This is a genomic window from Paenibacillus sp. JT22N7, from assembly GCF_059383875.1.
Genome location: NZ_JBXENY010000008.1, coordinates 302,824 through 318,477 on the forward strand (window position 1 = coordinate 302,824; position 15,654 = coordinate 318,477).

Annotated in this window: 15 protein-coding genes; 10 read left to right on the top strand and 5 right to left on the bottom strand. The window is 51.7% G+C overall.

Annotated features, from left to right (window positions below):
* The first annotated feature begins 31 nt into the window (after positions 1-31).
* The 5 genes from AC50Y5_RS22295 to AC50Y5_RS22315 all read left to right on the top strand — a co-directional run bounded on the left by AC50Y5_RS22295 (position 32) and on the right by AC50Y5_RS22315 (position 4,405).
* Positions 32-1,072 carry a copper amine oxidase N-terminal domain-containing protein gene (locus AC50Y5_RS22295; protein ID WP_494863830.1) on the top strand — a complete coding sequence of 347 codons (1,041 nt, stop codon included), beginning with the start codon at positions 32-34 and terminating at the stop codon, positions 1,070-1,072.
* Between the two features lie 227 nt (positions 1,073-1,299).
* Entirely contained in the window at positions 1,300-1,824 is a 525-nt protein-coding gene (locus AC50Y5_RS22300; RefSeq protein WP_056031882.1) for a VanZ family protein, read from the top strand.
* Between the two features lie 185 nt (positions 1,825-2,009).
* Complete coding sequence (locus tag AC50Y5_RS22305) at positions 2,010-3,452, top strand: nicotinate phosphoribosyltransferase (RefSeq protein WP_494863832.1); 1,443 nt, start codon at positions 2,010-2,012, stop codon at positions 3,450-3,452.
* 58 nt (positions 3,453-3,510) lie between these two features.
* Entirely contained in the window at positions 3,511-3,999 is a 489-nt protein-coding gene (gene infC / locus AC50Y5_RS22310; protein WP_056031879.1) for a translation initiation factor IF-3, read from the top strand.
* Positions 4,000-4,102: 103 nt separating this feature from the next.
* Entirely contained in the window at positions 4,103-4,405 is a 303-nt protein-coding gene (locus AC50Y5_RS22315) for a hypothetical protein (protein ID WP_494863834.1), read from the top strand.
* 132 nt (positions 4,406-4,537) lie between these two features.
* On the opposite strand, the gene AC50Y5_RS22320 is transcribed toward AC50Y5_RS22315, so the two are convergent.
* From AC50Y5_RS22320 to AC50Y5_RS22330, 3 genes are all read right to left on the bottom strand, one after another.
* Complete coding sequence (locus tag AC50Y5_RS22320; RefSeq protein ID WP_056031874.1) at positions 4,538-5,776, bottom strand: cation:proton antiporter; 1,239 nt, start codon at positions 5,774-5,776, stop codon at positions 4,538-4,540.
* Between the two features lie 2 nt (positions 5,777-5,778).
* Positions 5,779-6,270 (bottom strand): cation:proton antiporter regulatory subunit, encoded by a 492-nt coding sequence (locus AC50Y5_RS22325; protein ID WP_056031871.1) that lies wholly within the window; start codon positions 6,268-6,270, stop codon positions 5,779-5,781.
* A gap of 73 nt (positions 6,271-6,343) precedes the next feature.
* Positions 6,344-6,709, bottom strand: a complete 366-nt coding sequence (locus AC50Y5_RS22330; RefSeq protein WP_494863837.1) for a hypothetical protein — start codon at positions 6,707-6,709, stop codon at positions 6,344-6,346.
* A gap of 151 nt (positions 6,710-6,860) precedes the next feature.
* Between AC50Y5_RS22330 and AC50Y5_RS22335 the strand changes: the two genes are divergently transcribed.
* Positions 6,861-7,325, top strand: a complete 465-nt coding sequence (locus tag AC50Y5_RS22335) for a cupin domain-containing protein (RefSeq protein ID WP_494863839.1) — start codon at positions 6,861-6,863, stop codon at positions 7,323-7,325.
* Between the two features lie 98 nt (positions 7,326-7,423).
* Here AC50Y5_RS22335 and AC50Y5_RS22340 read toward each other — a convergent pair whose 3' ends face one another.
* Positions 7,424-8,983, bottom strand: coding sequence for an HD-GYP domain-containing protein (locus AC50Y5_RS22340; RefSeq protein ID WP_494863841.1), 1,560 nt, complete (start codon positions 8,981-8,983; stop codon positions 7,424-7,426).
* A 206-nt stretch (positions 8,984-9,189) separates the two neighbouring features.
* Between AC50Y5_RS22340 and AC50Y5_RS22345 the strand changes: the two genes are divergently transcribed.
* A complete protein-coding gene (locus AC50Y5_RS22345) occupies positions 9,190-10,386 on the top strand; it encodes an MFS transporter (protein WP_494863843.1) in 1,197 nt (398 codons plus the stop codon).
* 70 nt (positions 10,387-10,456) lie between these two features.
* Here the strand turns inward: AC50Y5_RS22345 and AC50Y5_RS22350 are convergent, their stop codons facing one another.
* Complete coding sequence (locus AC50Y5_RS22350; RefSeq protein WP_494863886.1) at positions 10,457-12,256, bottom strand: 5'-nucleotidase C-terminal domain-containing protein; 1,800 nt, start codon at positions 12,254-12,256, stop codon at positions 10,457-10,459.
* 209 nt (positions 12,257-12,465) lie between these two features.
* Here AC50Y5_RS22350 and deoR point away from each other — a divergent pair, with 209 nt between their 5' ends.
* Genes deoR through AC50Y5_RS22365 form a run of 3 tightly spaced genes read left to right on the top strand, consistent with a single transcriptional unit; the run spans position 12,466 to position 15,562 of the window.
* Complete coding sequence (gene deoR, locus AC50Y5_RS22355) at positions 12,466-13,422, top strand: DNA-binding transcriptional repressor DeoR (RefSeq protein WP_056031859.1); 957 nt, start codon at positions 12,466-12,468, stop codon at positions 13,420-13,422.
* 41 nt (positions 13,423-13,463) lie between these two features.
* Positions 13,464-14,144, top strand: a complete 681-nt coding sequence (deoC, locus tag AC50Y5_RS22360) for a deoxyribose-phosphate aldolase (RefSeq protein WP_494863845.1) — start codon at positions 13,464-13,466, stop codon at positions 14,142-14,144.
* Between the two features lie 11 nt (positions 14,145-14,155).
* The gene (locus AC50Y5_RS22365) at positions 14,156-15,562 is read left to right on the top strand and encodes a SulP family inorganic anion transporter (RefSeq protein ID WP_494863847.1); all 1,407 of its coding nucleotides are present in this window, start codon (positions 14,156-14,158) and stop codon (positions 15,560-15,562) included.
* The last annotated feature ends 92 nt before the right edge of the window (positions 15,563-15,654 follow it).

Genomic DNA, 15,654 nt, shown 5'->3' on the forward strand with positions numbered 1-15,654 from the left:
CCGGGCGAGGAATGGAGTGAACGACTACCCAATGAAAACATTTAAAATTAAATCTGTTATGCTTCTCGGCCTTATGCTTTGCATGCTGCTGCCTCATGCGGCCTCGGCGCAGGGCGATTCCAGTTCCAATAAAGCGATTGTTGCACAGCCGCTTCCCGTCAGCCTGGCCTTTGATGGACAGAAGCTGGAGTTGCCAAGCGGTCAATACGTATTTGAATATAAGAGCCGGACTTATGTTCCAGTTAGATTCGTCTCTTATGCGCTTCAAAAGACGGTGAAATGGAATAGCGAGACGGCGACGGTAACGGTAGCTGAACCAACGGCGGAAGAAGCGGCGGCATTGAAAAAGCAGCTTGCTGGCGCGATTGCGGATGATGAGGCTGCCGCTGCGGCGACTGCTTCACCAGTATCAATTAGACTGACAGAGGTGCAGGCTTCCTTCGTGTTTGAAGGAAAGGAGCAGGCTTTGCCTGCGAATCAGTCCGCTTTTTATTACAAAGGGTCGATTTATGTGCCGATCCGCTTTATGGCGGAAGCATCCGGCGCTGCAATTAAATGGGATAGCAAGACAGGCGCTGTAACTGGCGAAACGGCCGCTTATCAGCAGGAGCAGGCCGAAGCAGGCGGCAGTGGAGGGAGCGGCGAAGGCTCGGCGGGAGCCGGCAGCACGCAGCCAGGTACCGGGGAAGGCAGCCAGCCAGGCACCGGAGGAAGCAGCCAGCCTGGTACAGGCGGCGGCGGAGCAGTCGACAATACGCCGAAGGTGGCGTATGAGGTTATTACAAGCGAGGCAGAGGGCAAGCTTGATACGCTCAAAACCGAAGCGACCTCGACGCTGACGAATTTGTATATGTCGTTTGTGGCAGCGCGAGATGAAACAACGAAGGAGCAGCTGAAGCTGCAGGCCCAGACGGAGGTTGCCCGGATCAAAAGCGATTTCGAAGCGATATTAGCGGATACGGCAGCCAAGCTGACGGCTAACGGCCACAGCACAGCTGTTATTGCGGAGTACCGCGCCGCATTTGAGAAGGATTTGGCGACTGTGCTTTCCTATGCTGAATCGTTGGCGTAATGCCCTGAATGCCATAAGAAGCTCCTTCTAAAGCGGGCAGGTCGCTTCGAGCGATGTATAGCCAGTCGATGAAAGGTCCCCGATCCAAAGTCGGGGGCTTTTCGTTTATTTTTAACAGGTAATGCGTGCGCAAGTTGTAGGTCGGAAAGAAAATTTGATACAATTAGGATCAATCATGAAACGTTTTGTTTCGAAAGAGCGGAATGAAGGGATAGGAGCTGATCAAGGTGGAAACTAGGAGCAATCGTTATATAATAGGAATATGGCTTGTTGTTTTGGCAGCTTGGATTTTGTTTGTGTTTCATCTCTCCTCGCAGTCCTTCGACCAGCAGACGATTAGGCCAAAGCTGCAAGCGTGGATCGGGAAGGAGCAGCTGATCCGGCTGTTGCCTGATTTGTCGATCACGTATTTAGGCAAGACGATTGAGGCCAAAACGAATCCGTATCATTTTGTCGAATTTGTTTTTCGCAAGAGCGCCCATCTGTTCGTTTATGCTATGCTAGGAGCAATCTGGTTTATGCTGCTGCGCGTCGTCATGAAGGGACGTATGCTTGCGCCAGCGATGCTGTCGCTTTTAGCGGCGGTGACCTTGGCAGCGCTCGATGAGCGAAACCAATTAACCAGCCTGAACCGAACGGGCAATCGTATGGATGTGGTCGTTGATTTTACAGGAGCGTGCATCGGAATTGTGGTGTGCCTGCTTCTGCTGGCAATGGTAAAGCTGTTATACAGAAAAGGAAGGTCGCGTTAAATTAAAATATAGGATTGGATATGATCTTCACTTCCTTTCCCTATATTTCTCGGACTGTAACGCGCTGCTCCGCCAAAGGATGACGACAGCCGTTTCACCTTGAAAGCGCCGCCGTTCATCAGGCATGGACACTCCTTCTTCGCAGCCCCTGTCAGACATCATTTAGAACGGAGTGACTTGTGTCTGTGAATAGCGCAAATTTAACGCTGCATACGGATAAATACCAAATCAACATGATGTATGCGCATTGGAAAAATGGAACGGCAGATACGCCAGCGGTTTTCGAGGCGTATTTCCGCAAGCTGCCTTTTGGCAATGGATATGCTGTATTTGCGGGACTTGAACGCATTGTAAAATATATAGAAGAGCTATGCTTCGGGGAAGAGGAGCTTGCATATTTGGCTGAGCAGGAGGAGCAATACGAGCCCGCTTTTCTCGAACGGCTGCGGCAGTTCCGCTTTAAGGGCAGCATGTACGCGATGGAGGAAGGCACGGTCGTCTTTGCGGGTGTGCCGCTCATTCGCGTGGAGGGCACCATATTTGAATCGCAGCTTATTGAGACGGCGCTGCTGAACTTCATGAATTACCAGACGCTGATTGCGACGAAAGCGTCGCGTATTGTGCAGGTTGCGGACGGCGATACGCTGCTGGAGTTTGGGACAAGACGGGCGCAGGAGGCGGATGCTGCCGTGTGGGGCGCGCGTGCCGCTTATATTGCCGGCTTCCACGCTTCGTCCAATATGCGGGCGGGGATGCTGTTCGGCATCCCGGCTAAAGGAACGCATGCCCACTCCTGGGTGCAGGGACATGATACGGAGGAAGAGGCTTTCATGAAATATGCCGAGGCGCTGCCGGATCAAGTGACGCTGCTCGTCGATACGTACGACACGCTGGAAAGCGGCGTGCCGAATGCAATTAAGACGGCTCGCTGGCTGGAGAGCCAAGGCAAGCAGCTCAGCGCGATTCGCCTCGACAGCGGCGACCTCGCGCTACTATCCAAGGAGGCGCGCAAGCAGCTGGATGCTGCGGGGCTGCCGCATGTGAAGATCGTCGCATCGAATGATCTCGATGAGACGCTGATCTTTAACCTCAAGGCGCAAGGGGCGCGCATTGATATCTGGGGCGTGGGCACGCAGCTGATTACCGCTGCGGACCAGCCTTCGCTTGGCGGCGTGTACAAGCTGACCGCACGCTGGAAGGACGGGCGTTACGTGCCCGTCATCAAGCTGTCTGCGAATCCCGAGAAGGTGACGACGCCGGGCCGCAAGGATGTGTTCCGTATCCGCAACCTGAATACGGGACTGGCGCGGGCTGATTATATTGCGTTATGCGGCGAGGAAGAGAAGCCGGACGGCAGCAGGCTTAAGCTATTTGATCCGCTGCACCCGTATATATACAAATACGTGAGCAACTACGAAGCGGTCCCGCTGCTGAAATGTATTTTCGACAAGGGCAGTCTCGTTTATGAGCTGCCGTCCCTTTCGCAGGTTAGGCAGTTTCATCAGGAGCAGTTAAGCAGCTTCCTGCCGGAAGTGAAGCGCAAGCTGAATCCGGAATTTTATCCGATTCATCTAAGCGAGAAAACGTGGCAGATGAAGATGGACCTGATTCAGCAGCATCAAGAGTAGCTGTGCGATTAGCTGGGTAATGAGAATAGAACAGAGCAGCAGAAAGAAGGTTGTTACGATGCTGATGAATGAGAAAATTAAAGCTTCTGAGGTGGAGCTGACGGGCTTGAACGGCGAGCCGCTTGGTGTCGTTTCCCGCGCAGAAGCGCTCGCGCTGGCGAAGCAGCACAAGGCAGATCTCGTATGCCTGTCCATTATGAGCAGTCCGCCTCCCTGCAAGCTGATGGGGCGCGGTACAGCGAAGCAGGAGGCCAGCCAGGCCAAGCGGCAGGAGAAGGCACAAGGCCAGCCAGCGAAGGTAAAGGAGCTGCGTCTCGGCATTGATATTGAGCAGCATGATTACGACACTAAGCAGCGCCAGGCTGTGAAGCTGCTGGAGTCGGGCCATGCGGTGCAGCTCGTCGTGCGCGTTCAAGGAGGCAAGCAGGGGGCTGCTGGCAAGACGCTGCTGGAGCGCCTGCTCGCTGATCTTACAGAGCAAGGCAAGCCGCAGACAGGCATTCAAGTAAGCGGCAAGCAAGTAATGGTACAGGTCAATCCGTCGTGAATAGGCGCATCATTGCCGATTTAGCATATTTTGGGATGCCCGAAGCATAAAAATCGGTTATAGTAATTATACAGAGGTTAATACTAACGCTGAGGTGATTCTAATGCCATTAAAAACACGCATTCAAGAGCTTAAAGCTCAACTTCCGAAGGAACATCAGGAATTATCCCATTATGTAGAGCATGCCTTGCAGGCGTTGGAAAACTTTGAGTCAGAGCATCGCCGTTTCGCTGCTGCACAGGCAGTAGCCGGAGTGAGAATTTCGGGCGCGGAGGAAATTGTCTTTTACGACACGATTGCCAAGATCAAGGAAGAGCTTGTGAACACCTTGCATAAGACAGTGGAGGACTACGTTCACAAAGGCGATAAAAATTGGAACAAAAACTTTAAAGACGGCATCGACTAGGACGTCAAGCTAAAACGCCAAGCTAAATAACCCAACTTTAAAAAAGCAAGCCTGCCTTGACCCGCGAAAATAACACTTCGTCGGTTGGGGCAGGCTTGTTAAATTTTTAGGCTGCAAAGGCAGACCCGTCGTTTAATTGGAAACGTCCGGCTCTTTGATGGGTTCTTTGTCTTTAGCCTTCTTGCGGTCAAAGCGGAATACTTTGTTCATGCCGTTATAAATGAGCTTGGATTCCTTGGTGAGCAATGGCCCCAAAATCGCAAGCAGCAGGACATACAAGGCAGCAAATGGCTGAAGCAGTTCCATTAATCCTCCGGCTTTGCCGAGATTCGCCATAATAATCGAAAACTCGCCGCGCGAGACGATCGTCAGACCGATATTCGCGGACGCTTTAGGCGAAAGCCCTGCGCTTTTCCCTGCCAGCATGCCTGCAAGCACGTTGCCGAACAGCGTAATGGCAACAGCACCTAGCGATAGCCACACTGCGCCTCCAAGCGCCGTCGGATCAATCGTCAGACCGAAGCTGAAGAAGAAAATCGCACCGAAGAAATCGCGGAAAGGTAAAATCAGATGCTCGATCCGCTTCATATGAGCGGTTTCAGCTAGCACTAGTCCAACTAGAAGGGCGCCGATTGCCTCAGCGACGTGAATCGTTTCGGAGAAGCCTGCGACGAGGAATAAAGCCCCGAAGATCAGCAGAAGAAACAATTCGTTCGAGCGGATGTTTAATATTTTGTTCAACAGAGGAACAGCCTTGCGTCCAACTACGAGTACAAGGAGCATAAATCCAAGCGCATAGGATGCGGAGAGGAGTACGCCGCCAAGCGAGCTGGAGCCGCTGAGTACAAGACCGGAGAGGATGGAAATATACACAGCGAGGAAAACATCCTCGAACATAATAATGCCGAGTATCATCTCGGTTTCCCGATTCGCGGTTCGTTTCAAGTCCACGAGCACCTTCGCAACGATGGCGCTTGAAGAAATCGTTGTAATACCGGCCATAATGAGCGTTTCCTCAAGCGGGAAGCCTAGGGAGAAGCCATAGACAAGTCCAAGCGTGAAATTGATAATAATATAAATCGTACCGCCGACGGCGATGTTTTTTCCCGATTTCATCAGGCGTCCGACCGAAAATTCCAGACCGAGATAAAAGAGCAGGAACAGCACGCCTAAGCGGCCGAGAAATTCAATGAAGGGGGCGCTTTCGATAAAGCGGAAGTCGAAAACGCCGAATTTAGGAGCATGCGGCCCCACAGCCATCCCGATCAAAATATAAAACGGAATGACTGAAAATTTTACTTTATTTGCTATTAAGCCGACTAGGGCAATCAAAGTGACGGCGAGACCAATCTCCAGCACCAGATGATCCATAATTAACGGCTCCCATTCACGAGCAGCTGCTTAAGCGTCTTAAGATGCGGGCGTTCACCTGCAACTATCAGTGTAGAATCGGCTTTGAAAATATAATCCGGACCCGGATTAATATGCTTGCCGTCCTTGTCGATCGCGGCAATAATCGTCGTCCCCGTCCGCTTGCGGATATCAGAGTCTCCGATCGTTTTGCCTACGCAGCTTGCTCCGGCTTCGACTTTATACCACTCAATAGTCAAATCGTCGAGCGCGACTTCAATCGTCTCAAGCGCCTTCGGCGTATAGGTCATTCCTCCAATAATGGCAGCAACCTGACGGGCCTCCTCGTCATCCATGGAAACCATGGAAATGCTGTCATCTGGATCATCGTATTCAAAATGGTACATTTCTCTTCTTCCGTCATCATGGATGACGACAACGAGCTTGTCGCCGCCTCTCGTCTCCATTTGATACTTACGTCCAATGCCTGGTAAATCCGATTCTCTAATATTCATATTCGCCAGCTCCTATATCGTGAGTTTGTGTGGGTATCGTGATAGGACGGATACGTATAATGCTGGCAATAGATTATATAAAGCTTCCGGTGAATTTAACAGGCATCAAAAATAAATCCTTTATTTGCTGAGGTATAAAGGCACGGCGAATGGATAGTGGAATCAGCCGCTGCTTTCGGCATGCGAGTATTCCTAAAATAATGGTGATGCCTATAAGCGTCATCTGGAAAAGCTGCTTCAAAATGCCGGATTGATATCGGATCGCGACACCATGTTGGTCCCCTGCTGCAATCGTCAGTTGGTCGGAGGGAGATTTCAGCTCGGGCAAGTCCTCCGCCTGATAAGCAAATAGTATGGCTGTACACAGCAATGCTAGTATGATCAGGCCTTTCACTAACCGGCTTTGCCTTGCCAGCTGCTGCAAAACGTTGTTGTTCATCTATTCACCCCCTGTCTCTTATTACTATTATAAATGATTGTAGGCCGAATGTCACAAGGCTGCTGCGAAAGGTATTGACGTTGTCCCAAGTGTTGGATACACTGGGGGAATTAAATGAAATAAGCATTTTTTCCAGCTGGAAGGAGATTGAATGATGAGTGAAGCGAACAAGGCGATTTCGCCGTTAGTTGAAGCATTGGGCTTACAACCGCATGTAGAGGGCGGTTGGTATAAAGAATTGTGGAAGGCTTCCTTCCAAATTCCGCAGGAGCTGCTTGGTGAGGCTTATTCCGGACCACGTGCCGCAGCGTCCTCGATTTATTTTTTATTGCATCCGTATGAGATGTCGGATTGGCATAAAGTACTATCTGATGAGCTGTGGATTTGGCATTCAGGCGGCCCAATTACCCTTTCCCTGGGCGGCACTTCAGACGACCCAACGCTTAGAAAGGAAATTATTGTAGGCGGCGATGTGCTGAATGGCCAGCAGCCGCAAGCGGTAGTGCCAGCAGGCGAGTGGCAAATGTCGCAGCCGATTGGCGACGAGCCATCGCTGTTCTCCTGTATTGTTTCCCCGGGCTTCCATTATGATGATTTCCAATTAATTAAACGTTAATCCAAACATTCAAACGATTTTATAAAAAGATCCGCCTCATGCAGGCGGATTTTTTTGGTCTTTATGCTGCATGCCGTGCATCGAGAGTCAGAGCTCGCTTACGCCTCTGCACGCGTATCTTCTGAAGCTTGCTGCTCCTGCTCCCTATGACAGCGGATGAATAGCTCTGCAAGGCCAGGGTCCCACTGGGTTCCCTTGCCTTCTTCCAAAATGGTGAGCGCCTTGCATACAGTCATGCCCTTGCGGTAGGGGCGATCAGAGGTCATCGCATCGAAGGCATCAGCGATGGCAATGACTTTGCCGAGCAGCGGAATATTTTCGCCTGCGAGCCCGTCGGGATAGCCTTTGCCGTCAAAACGTTCATGATGGGAGCGCACGCCCGGCAGCAGATGCTCCATCGCATCAGCCGGCTCAATGCGCCGCAAAATATTTTCACCCAAAATCGGATGCTGCTTGATTTGATCGAACTCCTCGTCAGTCAGCTTGCCGTCCTTCAGCAGCACGGCGTCACGGACACCGATTTTGCCAATATCATGGAGCAGCGCCGACTTGCGAATCGTATCCAGAACGGAATCGTCCCAGCCAGCGAGCTTCCCGATGAGCACAGCGTATTCAGCTACGCGCTCGGAATGCCCGGCGGTGTAGAGGTCGCGAGCCTCAAGCGCCGCAGCTAGGGTAATGAAATAGCTTTGCAGCAGTTGGGCGTTGCGCTTCTCGCGCTCCTTCAGACCATCGACCATATGGTTGAATCCGGCCACAAGCTTGGAAAACTCATCCGAATAAATATCCTCGGCCTTATGGTCGAGATTGCCTTCCTGAACGCTGACCAACGCCTGCTGAAGCGTCTCGATCGGCGACTGAATATCCTTGGAGAGCAGCGATGCGCTAAGCCAGGAAAATAAAATGCCAATAATAAGAATGAGGACGGCCCATTGCCAGTAGGCGGCAGAAGCGGAGCTGGTACTGGCGTACCCCTCTATGCGAATTTGCGTCGCCAGGCTGAACATAAGCATCGGCAGCGTTCCGATAATAAAAGCGCTGAGCAGAAACTTGCGCCTGATTGTCACCAGAACTTGCCCCTCCAGCGTCAAATCAGCGTTAAACCGTTTAATATGCATCGCGCGTATATGCGTAATGAGCGGCGGTATCGCCCTGGTTGTCAGAAAAAACTCAAGCATGGCATGCATCGCCGCAATCAGCACCGCACATGCCGCGCCTATCGCAATATAGTAATAAGGAAATACGATCCATTGCAGCTTTATACTTATATAAGTGAGACTGCCAACGGGAATCGCCAAACCTAGAAAATGGGGACCGGCGATCCGTTTAACCGATAAAAGCGGAAAGTTATGTACTTGCAAATATGCCTCTCGGAGCTGGGCAGAAGTAGCTTCTATGTAAAAAATATCGCGTATAGGCTTAATATGCCGTTTGAAAGCCAGCCATTCGCAGCTGAACATGATGATCAGCGAAACGACGAGCAGCAGCGCCAGCCGAAAAATTTCAATGCTGGATAGCTGCAAGGTTGAAAAGATGAGGATGCTTCCTACCCCAAGGACAGCGACAGCCCCGCCAAACAGATAATTACGGATAAGCTGAACAATAAATTTTTTGAAAATAATCCCATCGAGCCGTTCATCGCTTATCATTTGTTTCATAGACAGGCTCCTCACTTCGCGTGGAAAATGAGATTTCTGAAGACAACCTCTCCTACAGGTTATCACACTTGCCGAAGACCGCAATAGAAAATTGAAGACAGTCGTTTTCATCGTAGACAGGGTATTCAAACTGCTATATGATGAACGAATCGTAAGGGGATCGGAACTTCTCATACTTAGATTGAAATCATAAAGGAGATAGAAAAATGCGCGAGGCGCTATGGTCAAAAAATTTCATTTTATTAATGGGCTCTAATCTGCTGCTGTTTATGGCGCTTGAGATGCTGCTGCCGACACTTCCCGTGTTTGCCGCGGAGCAGGGAGGCAGCCAAACACAAATTGGCCTAATTATGGGCTTATTTACGTTTACGGCCGTCATTTCCCGGCTTGGAACAGGCTATGGCATAAAGCGGCTGGGCCAGAAGAAGCTGCTGCTTCTTGGAGTAGCCATCAGTCTTATCGCGCTTACCGGCTATTATTTAGCTGCGACCCTTGCCGTACTGCTTGTGCTGCGCGTCGTGCACGGCGTCGGCTTCGGCATTGCAACGACGCTGTTCGGCACAGCGGCATCCGATTTAGTGCCAGTCTCTCGAAGAGGGGAAGGCATGGGCTTTTTTGCGACAGGGAATTCGATCTCATTCGCTTTAGGACCCTTTTTTGGCATTTGGATTATGACGGAATATGGCTTTAAGGCACTGTTTTTAATCGGGGCAGTTGTTATGCTGCTTAGCTTGATCAGTACCTGCTTTGTCCGTTTTCCGCGTGTGGAGAAGAAGGCGCCAGCCGCAGCCGCTCCTGTGGCGGAAACGGGAAGCTGGATGGACAGCGTCGTGGAGCGCAAGGCGTTTATGCCTTCGCTGCTTGGCCTGCTTATCGGCATCCCCTTCGGCACGGTGCTCAGCTTTATCGCTTTGTTTGGCAAAGAGCAGGGCCTGGGCAGTGTCGGCATTTTCTTCCTTGTCGTGGCCATCAGCGAGTTTCTGATCCGCTTTATTAGCGGCCCGTTGTTTGATCGCAAAGGGCGCATGTGGGTGCTGCTGCCTGCTGCTATTCTATGCATTATTGCTAGCGTCATGCTTTATTTTACGCATTCTACGGCGATGCTGCTGCTGTCGGGGCTGTTTTATGGCTTTGGCTTTGGGGCCCTGTTCCCAGCGCTGCAGGCTTGGGTTATCGATCTCGTAGAGCCAGAGCGCAGAGGCGTAGCGACGGCGACCTATTACAATGCTTTTGACATCGGCATCGGAAGCGGTTCAATATTGCTGGGAGCTGTAGCGGCTGTGACCAATTATTCGACGATGTATTTGCTGTCTGGCGGTTTTTTCATCTTGTACATTGTGCTGTATGTAGGCTTTGAACGCAGGCTGCGCCGCAATTCCAGCAGCAAGTCAATGCAAGCCTAGCCGGGACATGTCAGAGATATAATAGAAACAGCCCTTCACCATTTAAAAATGGCGGAGGGCTGTTTTGCTGCTATGCCGGAATTTTGAGCTGCTGTCCGATGTAAATGCGATCGGGATTTTTAATTTGGTTTACGTCGCGAATCGCCTGCCACGTCGTATTATAGCGCTTCGCAATCGACCAGAGCGTATCGCCTTTTTTCACCATGTAGTTGGCATAGTCGGCAGCCTTCGCAGGCTCCTCCTGAGTGGTGCCTGCCGGAGACGACGGGCCGGGCTGGATAACTTCCGGCTTAGGCTTCGTGCTGGTAGAAGGGGAAGCGGAGCTAGACGTTGTTCCCTCCGTGATACGTCCTTCAACAGCTGGATTTGCTGCTGTCCCAAGCTCCCGCAAATAGCTCGTGAGCGCTTCGTCCAGTGCGCCAAACATGCCGGCCTGCGGATAGCTGGCGAACATCGTATATTCATCGCCGCCGGCTGCTATAAAATCATTCGTCGCGAGCGAATATTGTTTTTTCGCATCGAGCGGAGCGCCGCCTACCGTAACGGAATGGACACGCGAGCCTTTTGCCTTGGCGGTATCGATCTTGAAGGCGATGCCGGATACTTGCGGAAAAGCGCCCTTCGGATTCGGATAATCCGAAACGCCATTTTCCAAAGCGGCTTTAATATCGGCGCCTGTGACGTTAAGCGTCACGATTTGATTGCCGAAAGGCAGCACCGTAATGATCTCGCCCTGCGTAATGATTCCTTCATCAATTGAAGCGCGGATACCGCCGCCATTCGTTAGGGCGATGTCGGCCTTCGTGATTGAGCGCAGGCTGTCGGCAATCAAATTGCCTAAATTCGTTTCTCCCGCGCGAACCTGCTCGCGCTCGCCATCAAGCTTCACAGCGGTTTCGCCAACCTCGGTTGAGAGGATTTTCTGCTGCTCAGCGACGATGGAATCGACCAGCTCAGCAATTTTTTGATCAGGGGCAATTGCTGCAGCAGCTTTGTAATCAATCAGCCTGGCTTCTTTGCTGATTACTTTGCCTTGATCGATCCATAAATCGACGACGCCAATGTATTTGGTATATTCACCGGCGCTTGCAATAAGGGTGCCATGGCCAGCTTCAAGCCCTTTTTCCAGCACCGTATGGCTGTGCCCATCAATAAAAACATCAATGCCGGCAACTTCCTTGGCAATGCCAATGCTCGTATCGACGCTCGACTCATCCTGTCCGATATGGCCGAGTGCCACGATGACGTCGACCTGGTCCTTCAGCTCGGCGACGATCGTTTTCGCCTCCTCGGCTGGGTCGGTGAACACAAGTCCATCGACATTTTTCGGATGCGTCTTGTAGGCGGTTTCGGGTGTGGTCAGGCCAAAGATACCGATTTTCACGCCGTCCACCTCTTTAATGACATAAGGATGAAACAGCGGCGAATCGTCTTTCTTTACTCTAATGTTGGCGCTCAGAAGCGGATATTCCATTTGGGGTTCTAGCTCGACGAGGCGGTTGTAGCCATAATTAAATTCATGATTTCCGGGGACTGCCGCATCGTAGCCCATTGCGTTCATGACGCGTACGACGCTTTCGCCTTCTACGAGCGTGGCAAAGGTAGTGCCGTGAATGGCATCGCCGCCATCAAGCAGGAGCGTGTTCGGATTGCTGGCCCTGTAGCTGTCGATAATTCCGGCCAGCCGTGCAAAGCCGAGCTCACCGTTGCTTTCGGATTCTACCGCCCGGGCATGCATATCGTTCGTATGCAGCAGCGTAATATGCTTGCCGGCCTTCTCTGGGGTGGATGCAGCCGCCGAGACGCTTGCAGCGCCTAGAAGCAGGGCTGCGGTCAAAAGAATGGATGTGAACCACTTAAACTTGTTCAACATAGCAGGTGATACCTCCCATCAGAATGTCGTTTATGGTCGCGCCTTATACGTATTCCACATGTTGACATGAAAATCCTGTCCAAAAGCTGTAGTTGTTGTTTTGCTTTTTTCCTTATATAATGAAACTGAAATATTGCTTACAATTCTTTGAACATATTCTCAAGATAGATAAATGTGGAAGAGCGACTCACCAAAGGAGATGCCCGATGGAGGAACTCAGCGACAAAAAGATGAAAATGATTGAAGCAGCGCGCATGTACTATGAGCTTGACTACAATCAGCAGGAAATAGCCAAGAAGCTCGGCGTGTCACGTCCAACGGTTTCGCGTTTTTTGCAGCAGGCGAAGGTTGACGGTATCGTACAGATCAAGATTATGGACCCGGCAGCAGACAATGCGGACCGCGAGCGGCAATTGCAGGAGCGCTTCGGCTTGAAGCGCGCAATTGTAGCCACGGTACCTAAGTATGAGGATGCGATGGCCAAGCGGGTAATTGGAGAAGCTGCCGCTGCGTTTCTGAATGAAACGGTGCAGGATGGCGATACGATAGCCGTTACCTGGGGCACGACGTTATATGAAGTAGCGACCCGTCTGCCGAACAAGCATGCGAAGAAGGTCAAGGTGGTGCAGCTCAACGGAGGTGTCAGCCATTCCGAGACCGATACGTATGCCCACGAGATCGCGCAGCTGTTCGCTAAAGCTTATCAAACGTCGCCTTATTTGATTCCGCTTCCAGCTATTGTTGACCATGCGGTTGTGAAGCATGCGATTGAAGCGGATCGTCATATACGCAAAATTCTTGATATGGGCAAAAAAGCGAATATCGCTGTTGTTACCGTAGGAGCGCCAACCGAGGATTCGGTGCTGATGCGGGCGAATTATTTTTCCGATGAGGATTTGGGCATTATTTTCTCGCGCGGCGTAGGGGATATTTGCTCAAGATTCATAGATATTAACGGGCAGTTGGTCAGCGAGGAGCTGGACTTGCGCACGATTGGCATTGATTTGGGCGAGCTGAAGCGCAAGGAATGGTCCGTGCTGGTAGCTGGCGGCCCAAGCAAGGTCGAAGCGGTGTATGGTGCGCTTGCTGGTCAATATGCGAATACGTTGATTACCGATCACATTACGGCGAAGCATCTGCTGGATTACAAGCCGGAGGCGTGAAAGGGACGGGCTAGAGAGACGATAGGTGGAGGGATTTATTAATGAGCAGTACGAATGCAGCGAATGTAGCTGGAGTTATTGATCACACAATGCTAAAGGCCGACGCGACAAAAGAGGAAATCATTCAGCTTTGTGCCGAAGCGAAAACGTATCATTTTGCCACCGTTTGCGTGAATGCAGGCTGGGTCGCGCTTGCGGCTGCTCAGCTGGCTGGTTCTGGCGTAGGCATTACGACGGTAGCGGGCTTCCCGCTTGGCGCAACGACTTCAAAGGCGAAGGCAGCGGAAGCGGAAGATGCGATTGCCTGCGGGGCTACCGAGGTGGACATGGTGCTGAACATTGGGCTGCTGAAGTCAGGTGACGAAGCAGGCGTGAAGCGCGATGTTGAGGCGGTTGTGGCTGCTTGCAAGGGCAGGGCGATCGTAAAGGTCATTTTGGAAACAGGCTTGCTGACGGATGCGGAAAAGGTGCGGGCTTGCGAAATTTGCAAGGAGGCTGGCGCCGATTTTGTCAAAACGTCGACCGGCTTCGGCAAAGGCGGCGCAACAGAGGAAGATATTGCGCTAATGCGCCGTACAGTTGGGCCAGACATGGGTGTTAAAGCTTCCGGAGGCGTGCGAGATTTGGAAACCGCGCTCAAAATGCTTGCTGCTGGCGCCACCCGCATTGGTGCAAGCGCAAGCGTCGCCATCGCGAACGGCGGCAAAGGCGAAGGATATTAGGTGAAAAGGGTATGAGCAGTTTATCTTGGAAACGACAGTGGATGACCGATGTGCGGGTGAATGTGCTGGCGGGCATGACGGCGACGCTCGCACTGGTGCCGGATTCGCTGGCTTTTTCGTTTATGGCGGGAGTACCGCCTGTTGTCGGAATTTATGCTTCAATCTGTATCCTGCTCGTTACGACGTTTCTTGGCGGTCGTCCCGGCATGATTTCCGCAGCCGCAGGCTCGATGGCGGTGCTGATGCTGACGCTTGTAAAGGAGCATGGCATCGAATATTTGTTTGCAGCTACGATTTTGACCGGAATTTTGCAATATTTAATGGGTGTATTTAAGCTGGGCAAGCTGATGAGATATGTGCCTCAGGGCGTGCTGACCGGATTTATTAATGCGCTGGCGATTCTCATCCTCCTGTCGCAGCTGCGTTATTTTCAGGGCGAGTCGTGGCTGATGTATGCGTTAGTCGCGGCGACGCTGGCGATTATTTATTTTCTCCCGCGTTATTTCAAGGCGATTCCATCGCCGTTAGTGGCGGTTGTCGTGCTCACGTTCGCCGTTTGGGTGTTTGGCATGGACGGTGTAACCCGGGTCGGTGCAATTGACGCTTCGCTGCCATCGTTTCTGCTGCCGAATATTCCGCTTAGCTGGGAGACGTTAGCTATCATTTTTCCTTATTCCTTGTCGCTGGCTGTCGTTGGATATACGGAGACGATGCTGACGCATAATTTGCTCGATGAAATGACCGGGGAGCGTACGGACAAAAATAAGGAAATGCGCGGACAAGGCGTTGCGAATGTTGTCGCGGGATTTTTCGGCGGTATGGCGGGCTGTGCGCTTGTAGCGGAATCGGTGCTCAATGTGAAAATGGGCGGGAAGCATAGGTTGTCTACACTCGTTTCCGCCTTGTTCCTCTTGCTGCTCGCCGTTCTGTTCGGCGATCTGCTGGCGCAGGTGCCGATGGCGGCGCTAGTCGGCATTATGATTATGGTCTGTATCGCCATCTTCGACTGGCGCTCGGTATTCAAGCCGCGCAGTGTGCCGCTTGCCGAAACGGTCGTCATGGTGGCGACAGTAACTGCGGTACTGTTTACGCATGATTTGGCTGCTGGCGTGCTGGTCGGCGTGCTTATCAGCTTCGTATGGTTCGTTGTGTCGGTGTCACGCAAGCTGCACATTCATAGCGAATGGGAAGGCAGCAAGCGGACTTATCGGGTGTATGGACAGCTGTTTTTCGCTTCGTCCTCTGGACTTGAAGAACTAATCGAGCTGGACTGCAAAGCTGACGAAATTCATATCGACCTTAGCCAGTCGCGCATTTGGGATCATACGGCGCAGCTGGCACTCAATAAAGTGGTAGAGCGGCTGAAGGCAAGCGGCAAGGAAGTGACCGTGAGCAAAGGGGCTGCCTTGCAAAGCTAAAAAATCGCTGTCCCAAAGGCATTAAGCCTGGCGGACAGCGATTTTTTTTGCTTCATAAGCACGTTCATAAGCATGTGAACCTTATTCGGTTG

Excerpts from the sequence above, each read along its gene's own strand:
- AC50Y5_RS22345 (WP_494863843.1), top strand. The coding sequence starts at position 9,190 with ATGCGCGAGGCGCTATGGTCAAAAAATTTCATTTTATTAATGGGCTCT.
- AC50Y5_RS22335 (WP_494863839.1), top strand. The coding sequence starts at position 6,861 with ATGATGAGTGAAGCGAACAAGGCGATTTCGCCGTTAGTTGAAGCATTG.
- AC50Y5_RS22365 (WP_494863847.1), top strand. The coding sequence starts at position 14,156 with ATGAGCAGTTTATCTTGGAAACGACAGTGGATGACCGATGTGCGGGTG.
- deoC (WP_494863845.1), top strand. The coding sequence starts at position 13,464 with ATGAGCAGTACGAATGCAGCGAATGTAGCTGGAGTTATTGATCACACA.
- deoR (WP_056031859.1), top strand. The coding sequence starts at position 12,466 with ATGGAGGAACTCAGCGACAAAAAGATGAAAATGATTGAAGCAGCGCGC.
- AC50Y5_RS22325 (WP_056031871.1), bottom strand. The coding sequence starts at position 6,270 with ATGAATATTAGAGAATCGGATTTACCAGGCATTGGACGTAAGTATCAA.
- infC (WP_056031879.1), top strand. The coding sequence starts at position 3,511 with ATGCTGATGAATGAGAAAATTAAAGCTTCTGAGGTGGAGCTGACGGGC.
- AC50Y5_RS22315 (WP_494863834.1), top strand. The coding sequence starts at position 4,103 with ATGCCATTAAAAACACGCATTCAAGAGCTTAAAGCTCAACTTCCGAAG.
- AC50Y5_RS22340 (WP_494863841.1), bottom strand. The coding sequence starts at position 8,983 with ATGAAACAAATGATAAGCGATGAACGGCTCGATGGGATTATTTTCAAA.
- AC50Y5_RS22320 (WP_056031874.1), bottom strand. The coding sequence starts at position 5,776 with ATGGATCATCTGGTGCTGGAGATTGGTCTCGCCGTCACTTTGATTGCC.
- AC50Y5_RS22330 (WP_494863837.1), bottom strand. The coding sequence starts at position 6,709 with ATGAACAACAACGTTTTGCAGCAGCTGGCAAGGCAAAGCCGGTTAGTG.
- AC50Y5_RS22295 (WP_494863830.1), top strand. The coding sequence starts at position 32 with ATGAAAACATTTAAAATTAAATCTGTTATGCTTCTCGGCCTTATGCTT.